Source organism: Prevotella sp. LCP21S3_D2, from assembly GCF_052118345.1.
GTDB lineage: Bacteria > Bacteroidota > Bacteroidia > Bacteroidales > Bacteroidaceae > Prevotella.
In genome coordinates this window covers 108,735-123,029 of sequence record NZ_JBQKHJ010000002.1, presented here as the reverse complement: position 1 = coordinate 123,029, position 14,295 = coordinate 108,735, and the positions used below count along the sequence as shown (strand labels likewise).

The following is a 14,295-nucleotide window of genomic DNA, read 5'->3' as shown; positions in this document are numbered from 1 at the left end:
TTTCAAAGTTCAAAGTAAATGAAGAATATCATTATCACGGGCGGTGCTGGTTTCATCGGCTCACACGTTGTAAGACTTTTCGTGAACAAATATCCTGAGTATCACATCATCAACCTCGACAAGTTGACTTACGCAGGTAACCTGGCTAACCTCAAAGACATTGAGGACAAGCCTAACTATACTTTCGTTAAGGGCGATATCTGCGATTTCGACCAGATGTTGAAGCTGATGCAGGACTACAAGGTGGATGGCATCATTCATCTCGCTGCCGAGAGTCATGTAGATAGAAGTATCAAGGATCCTTTCACCTTCGCTCAGACCAACGTGATGGGTACCCTGTCTCTGCTCCAGGCGGCAAAGATTTACTGGGAGAGCCTTCCAGAGGGTTACGAGGGCAAGCGTTTCTACCACATCTCTACCGATGAGGTGTATGGTGCCTTGCAGATGACTCATCCTGAGGGCGTTCCTGCTCCTTTCACTACCAAGGCATCCAGCGGTAAGAACCACGAGGCTTACGGCGAGGAGTTCTTCCTGGAGACTACCAAGTACAATCCTCACTCTCCATACTCAGCATCCAAGGCAAGCTCAGACCACTTCGTCCGTGCTTTCCACGATACATACGGTATGCCAACCATCGTGACCAACTGCTCTAACAACTACGGTCCATACCAGTTCCCAGAGAAGTTGATTCCGCTGTTCATCAACAACATCCGTCATCGCAAGCCATTGCCAGTATATGGTAAGGGTGAGAACGTGCGCGACTGGTTGTATGTAGTGGATCATGCCCGTGCCATCGATATGATTTTCCATAAGGGCAAGATTGCCGAGACTTACAACATCGGCGGTTTCAACGAGTGGAAGAACATCGATATCATCAAGGTGGTTATCAAGACCGTTGATAGATTGCTCGGTAGAAAGGAAGGCGAGGATATGGATCTTATCACCTACGTAACAGACAGAAAGGGTCACGATATGCGTTATGCCATCGACTCTAGAAAGTTGCAGAAGGAATTGGGTTGGGAGCCATCTCTCCAGTTTGAGGAGGGTATCGAGGAAACTGTAAAATGGTATCTTGATAACCAGGAATGGATGGACAACGTAACCTCTGGTGATTACCAAAAGTACTACGACAACATGTATTCCAATCGATAATTGATACATATTATTATACATAAAGTCCTGCATTTGCCACTCAGTCAAATGCAGGATTTTTTGTTTTATACGATAAAAAACGACTAAATCTATTATTATTTCTTAATTTTCAATCATTATTTTCCGGAAAACTGAAAAGTACAGAATATTTTTCTATCTTTGCAAATCCTATCATTGAAGTCTTGTGAATTTCTCTTAGATTGAATAGGAATAAAACAGAAATGAAATAAAAGAAACTGGTATGGAAAAAAAAATAGTATTTAGCTTGGCAATAGCTTTGGCATCCTTATCTAGCCTTCCTGTACAAGGACAGAAAAAGGTAGTTCCATTAAAATATGGAAACATGGATCACTGGGTGATTAGAAACATCAAGGAGTCGGCTATCATTGGTGGAAATCAGAAAACCATCTATGCCGTAGGACCTAATATGACCCTCAATGGTAATACTCCTTATACCAACAAGGGTGGTTCCCCCTGGGGATCATCCAATGTTCTGGCACATGTTTCGGGTATCTACAAAACCAATAACTCGGTTTATCGTGACAAGCGTGGCAATGGATATTGCGCTAAATTGGAAACCCATATAGAGAAAGTGAAGGTGCTTGGACTTATCAATATCAAGGTTCTGGCAGCAGGTTCCCTTTTCCTGGGTGATGTACGTGAACCGATTACGAGTACCAAAGATGGTCCGAAAGCCATCAATTGGGGTATTCCGTTCACTGCACGTCCTAAGGCAGTACAATTTGACTATAAAACATATATGCCTCAATCAGCTAACCGTATCAAGCAGAATGGATTCAGTGGAGCATCCACTGTAGCAGGTCGCGACTATGCCATTGCCGTACTCTATTTGCAGAAGCGCCATGAAGATGCTCAGGGAAACATCACAGCCAAACGAGTGGGCACGATGGTAGTAAAGTATGGAAAAAGTACCAACGGATGGGTGAATGATGCTACTTATACCATTCATTATGGCGATATCCGTCACATGGCTGGTTATGATGCTGCTACGATGGGACTTCGCTCTACCGACTATGCCCGCAACAGCAAGGGAAAAAGTGTGCCGGTAAGGGAAACCGGATGGGCGGGCAATCATGAGACGCCTACGCATCTTATCCTGCAGTTCTCTTCATCCCATGGTGGAGCCTATATCGGTACACCGGGTAATACATTGTGGATAGATAATGTGGCATTGGTTTACGAGTAAAAATCACATGTAGAATCAAGATTATAGACATTATGAAGCATATTCTGACAATACTAGTCATGATGATGGCATTGGGCTGTTATGCCTTTGAGCCATTTTCACAAGATACAATCCCCTCACAGCAGATGGCGGATACAATCCGGCATGCCAGAAAATCATGGATGACACGATTTCTTGACTATTTTAATGATGCCAACAAAAACAAGGAGCATAAGCGGTTTGACTTCAGTATCATCGGAGGTCCTCACTATGCTTCTGATACGAAGTTTGGCTTAGGAATGGTAGCGGCAGGTCTTTATCGTTCAGACGCCAATGATACCCTACTTCCTCCTTCCAATGTTTCGCTTTTCGGTGATGTGAGCACGGTAGGTTTCTATATGTTGGGTGTTCGTGGAAATCATATAGCACCTCGTGGTCGTTATCGCATAGATTATCGTCTTTATTTCTATTCTTTCCCTTCTGATTTCTGGGGAATAGGTTATGAGATGGGTGATAACGATGACAATAAGAGCGACATGAAACGATGGCAGGCACAGGCTGAGGCTGCTTTCCTGTTCCGGGTGGCAGACAATTTCTATGTTGGTCCGATGGCTAGTTATGATTATGTAATTGGTAAGCACATTGAGCGTCCGGAGTTACTGAATGGAATGGATCACCATACATGGAATGTGGGAGCCGGTGTATCGCTGGTATATGATAATCGTGATAATCTTACCAATCCACATCGGGGCATCTATCTCAATCTGAAGCAGATGTTCCGCCCTCGATTTATGGGAAATGATTATGCCTTCAGTACCACAAAATTCCGCTTTGACAGCTATCAGCAGTTGGGAGAGGGTACGGTTCTTGCCGAAGATTTAGGAGCAAATTTCAATTTCGGCAATCCTTCATGGGGTATGATGGCCAATTTAGGTGGTACCAGCTCTATGCGTGGTTATTACGAGGGTCGTTACCGTGACAAGCATTCCTTGGAGGCTACGGTGGAGTTGCGCCAACATGTTTGGAAACGGAATGGCATCGTGGTTTGGGCTGGAGCTGGAACCGTTTTTCCTAAATTCTCTGAATTGCGCAGTAATCGGATTTTGCCTAATGTTGGTGTGGGTTACCGATGGGAGTTTAAGAAGAATGTCAATGTGCGTTTGGATTATGGATTTGGTAAGTCGGGACAGTCTGGCTTTCTGTTTAATATCAATGAGGCATTTTAATACAAGAGAAGAATGAATCGTTTATCCTATATATATAATAAGGTGTCATCGGGGCAATTTCTGTATACTTATGCCGTGGTGGCATTGTTGTTGCCTAATATTGCCTTGTGTTATACCGAGTGTTTGACTCCGTGGGCATGTGGTGTCAATGTGTTGCTGCCTTTGTCGCTGTATATGTTGTTCTTTTCTGCGGCTAAGCGTCCTGGTAAGATGATATGGTGGGCATTTATCTTTGTCTTTTTCGCTGCGTTCCAGCTGGTATTGCTTTATCTTTTCGGAACGGGAGTGATAGCGGTAGATATGTTTTTGAATCTCGTAACTACCAATCCCGGTGAGGCGATGGAGCTGCTCGATAATCTGGCTCCTGCCGTGGTTGGTGTCTTCGTGGTTTATTTGCCCTTGCTTATCCTGGGGGGTGTCATTATCAGAAGAGATAGCCGGTTGTCGGTTTCTTTCCAGCAGAGAGTCCGCCATTGGGCAATGCAGATTGGGGCTATAGGACTGTTCTGTCTGCTGGCAAGCTATCTGATGGTGGATGATTACCGTATGCGCAATCAGCTTTATCCCGTCAATATCTGTTACAACCTTTATCTGGCTTTTGAGCGCAATGCTGCTTCAGAGAATTATAAGGAGGCAAGCCGTAATTTTAAGTTTGAGGCTAAAAGTGAGCGCTCGCTCTATGCACCTGAGGTGTATGTAATGGTGGTAGGAGAGACGGCTCGTGCCCATAACTTCAGTCTTTATGGGTATCCTCGTGATACCAATCCACTGCTCTCCAAAACGCAGGGTATCAAAGCTTTCCCGAATGTGACAACTCAGAGCAATACTACTCATAAGAGTGTTCCGATGCTTCTGTCTGCTGCATCGGCAGAGGATTTTGAGCGCCTTTTTCATGAGAAAGGCATCCTGGCGGCCTTTAAGGAAGCCGGATTCCATACTGTGTTTATCAGCAACCAGTTGCCAAATCATTCGTTTATCGATTTTTTGGGAGAACAGGCTGATGAACATTATTTTCTGAAGAAAGAGGATGCTTTGCAAGGTAATCATTATGATGAGGATTTGTTGCAGAAACTGGATGAGATATTGCCCAAGGCTGATGCTTCCTCGTCTGCCCATTACCGTTATCGCAAGCTCTTCGTGGTTCTTCATACCTATGGTTCTCACTTCAATTATCAGGAGCGTTATCCCCGTAGTTTCGCTTATTTCAAGCCCGATAGCAGAAGTGAGGCAAAGTCGGAGAATCGGCGTGACCTCTTGAATGCCTATGATAATACCATCCGATATACCGATTATATCCTGCATGGTATCATTGAACGTCTGCAGAAATGGGAGGGGATACAGACTAAGACGGATGGGGTATATGGTCAGCCTATATCAGCGATGCTCTATACCAGCGATCATGGAGAGAATATCTTCGATGATGATCGCCACCTCTTCCTTCATGCTGCCCCGAAGGCTTCGGATTACGAACTGCATGTGCCTTTCATCATCTGGACTTCTGAAGGATTCAGTAAACAATATCCGGATATATTGAAGGCATTGGGAGAAAATCGGTCAAAACAGGTACAGAGCAGTCTTTCGGCTTTTCATACCATGTTGGGCATCGGTGGCATTCAGACCCATTATCGTCAGGATGAATACTCGGTGGCAAGTGATAAATATCATCCGGTAAAGTTGCTCTATCTCGATGATCATGACGAGGCAATACCGCAGGAAGATGCCAAGTTTTTGCGTTAAATTCTAAGCCAAAAGGCTTTCTTACAGCAAAATATATGAAAAGAGTTTTCGTAAATATCAATTATTTACGAAAACTCTTTGTCGTATCTATAAATTGCTGTAACTTTGCACCCGGATTTAGATAATAATAAAAATACAGTTGTTATGGAACCAACTCGAAAAATCGAAAAGGTGAGCATGCGCAATCTCCGCATGGAGGATTATGACCAGCTTGCCAAGTCATTTAAGCGTATTTACGCAGACTCAGATGTATTCTGGACAAAAGAACAAATTAAGAAACTCATTACAATCTTCCCTGAGGGACAGGTGGTTATTATCGTTGACGATAAGATTGTGGGCTGTGCGCTCTCCATCATTGTCAACTATAATATGGTGAAAGGCGACCATACCTATGCTCAGGTGACAGGCAATGAAACCTTCAATACCCACCAGCCAAACGGCAATATCCTTTATGGTATTGAGGTATTTATCCACCCAGATTATCGTGGCTTGCGATTGGCTCGTCGTATGTATGAGTATCGCAAGGAACTCTGCGAGAAGCTCAACTTGAAGGCTATCATGTTTGGTGGTCGTATTCCAAACTATCATAAGTATGCCGACAAGATGCGCCCTAAGGAGTATATCGAACACGTAAGAAACCGTGAGATTTACGACCCGGTTCTTACTTTCCAACTCTCCAACGATTTCCACGTACGCCGTGTGATTCGCAACTATCTTCCTAGTGATGAGGAGAGCGAACACTGTGCAACCCTCTTGCAGTGGGATAATATCTACTATCAGCCACCTACGGATTCCTACGTAGACCGCAAGCCAACCGTAAGAATCGGATTGGTACAGTGGCAGATGCGCCCATACGCTTCGGTAGATGACCTCTTTGAACAGGTTGAGTTCTTTGTGGATTCCGTAAGCGACTACAAGAGCGATTTCATTCTCTTCCCTGAGTATTTCAATGCGCCGTTGATGGCACGTTTCAATGATTTGGGTGAGGCACAGAGCATCCGCAAGATGGCTCAATATACAGAAGAAATCCGTGACCGTTTCCGTGAACTGGCCATCAGCTACAACATCAATATCATTACCGGTAGTATGCCTTATCTCAAGGACGATTCCCTCTATAACGTCGGTTTCCTTTGCCGTAGAGATGGTAGCGTGGATATGTATGAGAAGATTCACGTAACTCCAGATGAGCAGAAGTGCTGGGGATTGAGTGGCGGTAGCCATATCCAGACTTTCGATACCGATTGTGGTAAGATTGGTATCGTCATCTGCTATGATGTGGAGTTCCCTGAACTTTCCCGTCTGATGGCAGAGGATGGTATGCAGATTCTCTTCGTTCCATTCATGACCGATACGCAGAATGCTTATTCTAGAGTAAGAGTCTGTGCACAGGCTCGTGCCATCGAGAATGAGTGCTATGTAGCCATTGCAGGTAGTGTGGGCAACTTGCCTCGTGTTCACAACATGGATATCCAGTATGCCCAGAGTGCTGTATTCACCCCTTGCGACTTCGCCTTCCCTAACGATGGCAAGCGTTCGGAGGCAACACCTAATACTGAGATGATTCTCGTATCAGATGTAGATTTGAACCTCTTGAACGAGCTTCATACCTACGGTGCCGTTCGAAATCTTCGTGATCGCCGCAAGGATCTGTATGACTTGAAGCAGAAGAAGTAAGTTAAGTGAAGAGTGAAGAACGAAGAGTGAAGAATTCAATTGTATTGATATATAGATATAAAGAATGTATAAGATAGAAATCTCGGAGCGCACGCTCCACTTTAAGCAGCCAGCAGGCACGTCTCGTGGAGTTTATACCACGAGACACAGTTATTATCTGACTCTTACTTCGGATGAAATGCCGGGGATAGAAGGAGTGGGAGAGTGTGCTACGCTCCCTGATTTGAGTTGCGATGCCAAACCGGAATATGCTGTTACCCTTCGACAGGTGTGCCAGATGGTGGAACAGATGGGACGCATCCCTTACGATATGATTCGTGCCTATCCTAGCATCACCTTCGGACTGGAAACAGCCTTTGCTTCGTTCTTCGATGCAGCGAAGAAGCAGGGAGTAAGTGTCTCTGTTCCAGCTGGAATGGAGAACCTGGCCAATCTCTTCGACTCTCCTTTCGGACGAGGAGAAGAGGGCATTACCATCAACGGACTGGTATGGATGGGCACCTATGAGGAGATGCTGGCTCGGTTGGAGGAGAAGCTCCAGGCAGGTTTCCATTGTGTGAAACTGAAGATTGGTGCCATCGATTTCTTTAAGGAACTCGATCTTATCAAGCGTATTCGTGATGTCTATACCCGTGATCAGGTAGAACTCAGAGTAGATGCCAATGGTGGATTCCTGCCGGAGAATGCGATGAGTCAGCTGGAGGCTTTGGCTAAGTATGATATCCATTCCATTGAGCAGCCTATCAAGCAGCATCAGTGGTCTAAAATGGCTCAGCTCTGTCGCGAAACACCGCTTCCTATCGCCCTGGACGAGGAACTGATTGGTGTGAATGTCCGTAGTATGAAGCAGGCTTTGCTCGATACCGTCCGCCCTCAGTATATCATCCTGAAGCCTTCGCTTCATGGTGGAATCTATGGATGTAACGAGTGGATTGAGTTGGCTAACCAGCGTGGCATCGGCAGTTGGATTACCTCGGCTTTGGAGAGCAATATCGGTCTCCATGCTATTGCCCATTATGCTGCCAAGGTATATGGTCCGAATGTCCAGATGCCGCAAGGTCTGGGCACCGGTCAGCTCTTTACCGATAACATCCCAATGCCTTTGGAGATTCGGGGTGATCAATTATTTGTCGTAAAATAACTTAGGAAGAATTCTGAAAATGACATTAGAAGATTTCCTTTCCGAATGGAATAACGATAGCGACCGGGTGCTTGTACATACCAGTGGTTCCACAGGAAAACCCAAACCGATGATGGTAGAGAAGAAGCGAATGCTCAACTCAGCCCGCATCACTTGTGATTTCCTTGGATTGAAGCCAGGTGATAGCGCTCTGCTCTGTATGTCGCTTGATTATATTGCCGGTAAGATGGTGGTGGTACGAAGCATTGAGCGCCATCTCCATCTTATTTCTGTCTCTCCAAGTGGGCAACCTTTGAAAGATGTAAATGAAGAGATTACTTTCGCAGCCATGGTTCCGATGCAGGTATATAATACCCTGCAGGTTCCTGAGGAGCGGGAACGGCTCTGCCATATCCGTCATCTGATTATCGGTGGTGGTGCCATTGATGCAGCTTTAGAGAAGGAACTGAAGTCATTTCCCGGCAATATCGCCATCTGGAGCACTTACGGCATGACCGAAACCTTGTCTCATATTGCTCTGAGGCGAATCAATGGTGATGAGGCAAGCGAATGGTATCAGCCTTTCGATAGCGTTCATATCAGTCAGACCGAAGAAGGCTGTCTTGTCATTGATGCCCCTCAGGTTTGTGCTGAAACCTTGGTAACGAATGATATCGTGGAGATAGAACCCTATATATATAATAAGGTGGAAAAACTCCGTTTCCGCATCAAGGGCAGAAAAGACAATGTCATCTGTAGTGGTGGCATCAAGATACAGATAGAAGAAGTGGAGGCTTTTCTGAAACCTCATTTGGAAAAACCTTTCATGATAGCCAAGAAGAAAGACGGGAAGTTTGGAGAAATCGCAGTCCTCCTGACAGAGGATGAGGATATAAAAAAAGTAGAGGCGACTGTCCGCCGCCTCTTATCAGGTAAATCAGATGATTCAAATAAATCATCTGAATCTAAAAGTCATAAATATTGGATTCCAAGGGAATTCCGATATGTAGAGCATGTTCCGCTTACCGAAACCGGAAAGCCAAAGCGATGCTGTTTGGCATAAGGATACAATAATGGCGGGTTGATAGCCCGCCATATTATATTATCCTTCTCTAAAGAAGTCGAGTGCTTCTTTGATTTCTTCTGTAGTAGCTGTCTGGTTGATACGGATATCCCCTATACCGCCAAGCATGGTGAAGTTGATGATGCCATTCTGATTCTTCTTGTCGTGCTGCATCAGCTCGATGAGCTCATCATAGTCATCACAGGTAATATCCAGTGTTCCGTAGTTTTCCTTGATGAAAGTAACGGTCTGGCGCATCTTGTCTGTAGGGAATCCTGTCTTAGCCACGCTGAGATAAAGCTCAGGGATGAGACCGAATGCTACGGCATAGCCATGCAGGATAGGCTTGCGCTTCAAAGCCCAGCTCTCGAAGGCATGACCGAAGGTATGACCCAGGTTCAAAGCCTTGCGGATGCCCTTCTCATGAGGATCCAGCTCTACGATGCGCTCCTTTACCTTCACGCTGTCGCCCACCATGCGCTGCAACAGCTTCAGGTCTGGGTTGGCAAGGTCGAAGCTTACCAGTTCTTCCCACATCGCCTCGGTAGAAATCAAGCCGTGCTTCAGCATTTCTGCATAGCCCGAACAGATGTTCTCGGCATCCAGAGTCTTCAGAAATTCTGTGTCGAGAATCACGTATTTAGAGTCGTTGAATACGCCCACTTCGTTCTTCAAACCACCGAAGTTGATACCGGTCTTTCCGCCTACCGATGCATCTACCATGGCAAGCAGGGTAGTAGGGATATTGATGAAGTTGATGCCACGCTTAAAGGTGCTGGCCGCAAAACCACCCAGGTCGGTTACCATACCGCCTCCCAGGTTAATCATGCATGAATGGCGTGAAGCGCCACCCTCCTGCAGTCCCTTCCATACCATCATCAGACTTTCGATGTCCTTATGGCTGTCGCTTGCAGGAATAGTGATTACCTGTATGTGCTTCAGGCTATAGAAGTTCTTGATGACTGGCAGACACAGCTCTTGGGTCGTGGTATCGGTAAGCACAAACAGCTTGTCGTGCTCGCACTCAGCGAGAGCGGTTACCAGTTCGCTCTCCAGATGGGTTGATATGATTACTCTTTGACTCATAACTTACTAACGTTTTTAAAAAAGACGAATTTATATAGGGCCGTTGGGAAGTCCCGAAAGGACAACGCCACGGCTATTTTGGCTGCAAAGGTACGTTAAAATGAAGACAAAACAAAATAAATAAGTACTTTTTTATCAATAAAAGTTTAAACCTTGATACTTTTCGTTCGTCAAATGAAGCAAAATGCCCCAAAAAGTGCATCTGTTTTTTACAATTGCGCTCTAATCGGGTCTAATCATATAAAAGCAAGTCTATATACAATTTAGAAATAATAAATAACATTCAACAAATAATGAAAAGATCAATTCTATCGATGCTGTTGATGCTCGTTGCAATAGCATCCTTAGCTCAAGAGCGTTTGATTAGCGGTAAGATAACAGACCGCGATACCAAGGACCCTGTTGAGCAAGTAACGATTCAACTACTCAAAACCGACAGTACATACGTGTCGGGTGCCATTTCTAATGAGCGGGGACTCTTCCATGTCAATGCCCCGGCTAATGGCAAGTATCTCCTCAAGATTACCAGTGTAGGTTACAAGCCTACCGTTAAGCGAATCCAGATTTCTGAAGACAAGAATCTGGCAATGGGGAATGTGGTCATTGGTGCTGATGCTATCATGCTGAAAGGTGCCGTGGTAACCGCCATGGCTCAGAAGGTGAGTCTGAAGGAGGATACCTTCGTCTATAATTCGGCAGCCTACCGCACACCGGAAGGTTCGGTGGTTGAGGAACTCGTGAAGCGTCTGCCGGGTGCAGAGGTCAGCGATGACGGTACCATCAAGATCAACGGTAAGGAAGTGAAGAAAATCCTGGTAGACGGCAAGGAGTTTATGACGGGCGATACCAAGACTGCTCTGAAGAACTTGCCTACCAGCATCATTGATAAGATCAAGGCATACGACGAGAAGAGCGATCTCTCCAAGGTGACTGGTATTGATGACGGTGAGGAACAGACCGTGCTCGACTTCGGTGTGAAGAAGGGGATGAATAAGGGTGTGATTTCCAATATCGACCTGGGTGTGGGTAACAAGAACCGCTATAATATGCGTGGTATGGGTGGCTATTTCGCCAACAACAACCGATTTATGCTCTTTGCCAATGCCAATAATACCAGTGACCGTGGATTCGGCGGTGGTCCTGGCAGAGGATTCTGGGGCGGTGCCAACGGTTTGAATGCCAGCAAGATGATAGGCGCCAACTACAACTATGAGTTGAAAGACAAGTTCAAGTTCAATACCTCTCTCCGCTGGAACCACAGCGATGGCGATGTATGGAGCAGCCGTTCCAGCGAGAACTTTATGGGTACCAGCAGTTCCTTCAGTAACAGCTTGAGTCAGAGCTATTCCCGCAGCAACAGCTGGAATGGTAACATCCGTCTGGAGTGGATGCCTGATTCCATGACCAATATCCTCTTCCGTCCTTCCATCTCCTGGAGTTCCAGCGATGGCTTGAGTGGTAGCCAGTCGGCTTCCTATAACAAGGATCCTTATACCATCACCACCAAAGATCCTCTTTCTGAAGAAGGTATCGAAGAGATGGAGAAGGCTGAGGCTATGGTAAACAGCCAGTTGACCAACGGCATCACCTACTCTGATAATAACAATATCAATGGTATGCTGCAGGTAAACCGCAAGTTGGGCAACAAGGGACGTAACATCACCTTCCGTGTGGATGCCAAATATACTGATAATGACAGCAAAAGCATCTCGCTCAACAATGCAAAACTCTATCTCGTGCAGACAGCGGAGGGTAAGGATTCTACTTATCAGACCAACCGCTATAACCTGACTCCTTCGAAGAATTACAGTTATGCGGGACAGTTGACCTATAGTGAGCCGCTCTGGAAGGCTACCTTCCTGCAGTTCAGCTATAAGTTTACTTACAGCTACTCCAAGAGCGACCGCAGCACCTACGATTTCAGTAAGTATGCGATGAGTGGTGATCATGAATATCGCGGTTGGGACAGCTACTTGAATCCGTTTGCCGGTCATCTCAATGACTATAGGGATGATAATTTGAGTCGCTTCTCAGAGTATCGCAACTATAACCATGATATCCAGGTGATGATGCGATTCATCCGTCAGAAGTATAACCTGAACTTCGGTGTGATGGTTCAGCCACAGCAGTCTAAGTATATCCAGGATTATCAGGGCGTGCATGTAGATACCGTTCGCAATGTGGTGAATGTGAGTCCAACCCTCGATTTCCGTTATCGCTTCTCAAAGATGAGTAACCTGCGAATCAACTATCGTGGTACAACCTCTCAGCCAAGCATCTCTCAGTTGCTCGACATCACGGATAACAGCGATCCGTTGAACATTTCGATGGGTAACCCAGGCTTGAAGCCATCGTTCACTCAGAACTTCCGATTGTTCTACAACAATTTCGTGCAGAACCATAATAAGGGTATCATGACTTTCGTCAACTTCTCTACCACCAACAATAGCATCAGCAATAAGGTGACATACGATGAGACGACTGGTGGAAGAATCACCCGACCAGAGAATATCAATGGAAACTGGAATGCGATGGGAGCCTTCATGTTCAACTGCTCTATCGATAGTGCAGGTGTATGGAACATCAATACTGGAGCCCATGCCAATTACAATAACTATGTAAGTTATCTGAGTCTTGACAAGAAATCAGACTCTCAGAAGAATACTACCCGCAGTATCACCTGGCGTCAGAATCTTTCTTTCAGCTATCGTAATGACTGGGCTGAGTTCTCGCTCGATGGTACGCTTACTTACAATAAGGCAAAGAACAAGCTTCAGCCTACCAGCAACCTCGAGACCTGGCAGTTCTCTTATGGTCCAAGCATGACGCTTACAGCTCCTTGGGGAACCAGCCTGAACTCAAGTCTCTCTATCAACAGTCGCCGTGGCTATAACGACAGTAGTATGAACACCGATGAGTTTGTATGGAATGCGCAGCTCTCTCAGGGCTTCCTGAAGGGCAAGCCTCTTACCATCATGCTTCAGTTCTACGATCTTCTTCGTCAGCAGAGCACCTTCTCTCGTGCTATCTCGGCTACATCCCGTATGGATACCGAGTATAATGCCATCAACAGCTATGCGATGCTCCATGTGGTTTATCGCTTGAATCTCTTTGGAGGCAAGGAGGCACGCAAGGGTGGATTTGATGGCCCTGGAGGTCCTGGCGGTCGTCCTAACTTCCATGGTCGCCCATTCGGTGGTGGCCATCCAGGAGGAAGAATGTTCTAAGTGAAGTTTAAATAGATATGCCAAAAAAAATCCCCGCTCTTCATGATGAGGAGCGGGGATTTTTTTTGTCTTATTTTAAAGTCGCTGCTTTTTAGAGAGCGAACTTGTAACCGATAGTAATCTGGATTACGTTGTTGTAGTGATCGACGTCTTCAAAAACCTTAGTTACACCGATGTTGTAACGAGCATCGAAAACAAGGTTCTGGTATTCGTAAGAGAGGCCTACAGGGATAGAGAGATCTACTGTCTTAACGTCTTCAGCATCGTCCTTGTTTACCAGGAAACCTGGCTGCAAACCTGCCTTGAGAGCAAGACCAGCTACAGGATAGTAGTTCAAAGTGATAGGCACATTGATATAGCCAGGGTTCCACTTTCCACCTTCAAAAGTCATACCTGCAATTTTTACGTCCTCTGCCTTGAAGCCCTGTACAGAATAGAGAGCACCTACAGCAATACCGAAGTTGCTTGTAGACTGATACTGCAACTCAGCACCAGCAGCGAAACCTGCCTTCCAGTCGTTATCACCTATTGTAGCAACGTTCAAACCAATCTTAGGCTGAATAGTTGTTGTACCAGCAGCCTGCTGTGCGAAAGCACCTACTGAAGACAGCACCATGGCTGCCATAACCAATAATTTCTTCATAATCTCTAATTTTCTAATTGTTAATACTGTTGTTTGTTGATAAGCCTTCATCTCTGTTGATTCAGAGTATTAGGTATTTTTTCATATCTAACTGGGAGCAAAGATATATGAAAAAAATATATAAAGCAAGCTTTTTACAATAAAAAATGTACTTTTGAACCGAAAAATCTCATTTTCGTGG

10 protein-coding genes are annotated in these 14,295 nt (G+C 45.5%); 8 read left to right on the top strand and 2 right to left on the bottom strand.

The genetic code is table 11. The features are described 5' to 3' along the window. Positions 1 to 18: 18 nt before the first annotated feature. From ACTQ16_RS02445 to ACTQ16_RS02415, 7 genes are all read left to right on the top strand, one after another. The gene (locus ACTQ16_RS02445; RefSeq protein WP_441931626.1) at positions 19 to 1,152 is read left to right on the top strand and encodes a dTDP-glucose 4,6-dehydratase; all 1,134 of its coding nucleotides are present in this window, start codon (positions 19 to 21) and stop codon (positions 1,150 to 1,152) included. A gap of 241 nt (positions 1,153 to 1,393) precedes the next feature. Continuing rightward, positions 1,394 to 2,359: a PCMD domain-containing protein gene (locus ACTQ16_RS02440; protein WP_153123199.1), complete on the top strand. Its 966-nt coding sequence runs from the start codon at positions 1,394 to 1,396 to the stop codon at positions 2,357 to 2,359. Between the two features lie 125 nt (positions 2,360 to 2,484). Further along, a complete protein-coding gene (locus tag ACTQ16_RS02435) occupies positions 2,485 to 3,564 on the top strand; it encodes a BamA/TamA family outer membrane protein (RefSeq protein WP_441936065.1) in 1,080 nt (359 codons plus the stop codon). Positions 3,565 to 3,576: 12 nt separating this feature from the next. Then, positions 3,577 to 5,301 carry a sulfatase-like hydrolase/transferase gene (locus ACTQ16_RS02430; protein WP_441935934.1) on the top strand — a complete coding sequence of 575 codons (1,725 nt, stop codon included), beginning with the start codon at positions 3,577 to 3,579 and terminating at the stop codon, positions 5,299 to 5,301. Positions 5,302 to 5,445: 144 nt separating this feature from the next. Continuing rightward, positions 5,446 to 6,975, top strand: coding sequence for a bifunctional GNAT family N-acetyltransferase/carbon-nitrogen hydrolase family protein (locus tag ACTQ16_RS02425; protein ID WP_293629499.1), 1,530 nt, complete (start codon positions 5,446 to 5,448; stop codon positions 6,973 to 6,975). A gap of 64 nt (positions 6,976 to 7,039) precedes the next feature. Beyond that, on the top strand, positions 7,040 to 8,116 hold the full coding sequence (locus ACTQ16_RS02420) for an o-succinylbenzoate synthase (protein WP_295023684.1): 1,077 nt from the start codon (positions 7,040 to 7,042) through the stop codon (positions 8,114 to 8,116). Between the two features lie 19 nt (positions 8,117 to 8,135). After that, positions 8,136 to 9,158, top strand: coding sequence for an AMP-binding protein (locus ACTQ16_RS02415; RefSeq protein WP_441935931.1), 1,023 nt, complete (start codon positions 8,136 to 8,138; stop codon positions 9,156 to 9,158). 39 nt (positions 9,159 to 9,197) lie between these two features. Here ACTQ16_RS02415 and aroB read toward each other — a convergent pair whose 3' ends face one another. Continuing rightward, positions 9,198 to 10,244: a 3-dehydroquinate synthase gene (gene aroB / locus ACTQ16_RS02410; RefSeq protein ID WP_441935930.1), complete on the bottom strand. Its 1,047-nt coding sequence runs from the start codon at positions 10,242 to 10,244 to the stop codon at positions 9,198 to 9,200. Between the two features lie 293 nt (positions 10,245 to 10,537). Here aroB and ACTQ16_RS02405 point away from each other — a divergent pair, with 293 nt between their 5' ends. After that, on the top strand, positions 10,538 to 13,471 hold the full coding sequence (locus tag ACTQ16_RS02405; RefSeq protein WP_441935929.1) for a TonB-dependent receptor: 2,934 nt from the start codon (positions 10,538 to 10,540) through the stop codon (positions 13,469 to 13,471). Between the two features lie 91 nt (positions 13,472 to 13,562). Here the strand turns inward: ACTQ16_RS02405 and ACTQ16_RS02400 are convergent, their stop codons facing one another. Then, positions 13,563 to 14,114 (bottom strand): porin family protein, encoded by a 552-nt coding sequence (locus ACTQ16_RS02400; RefSeq protein WP_441931632.1) that lies wholly within the window; start codon positions 14,112 to 14,114, stop codon positions 13,563 to 13,565. Positions 14,115 to 14,295: the final 181 nt, after the last annotated feature.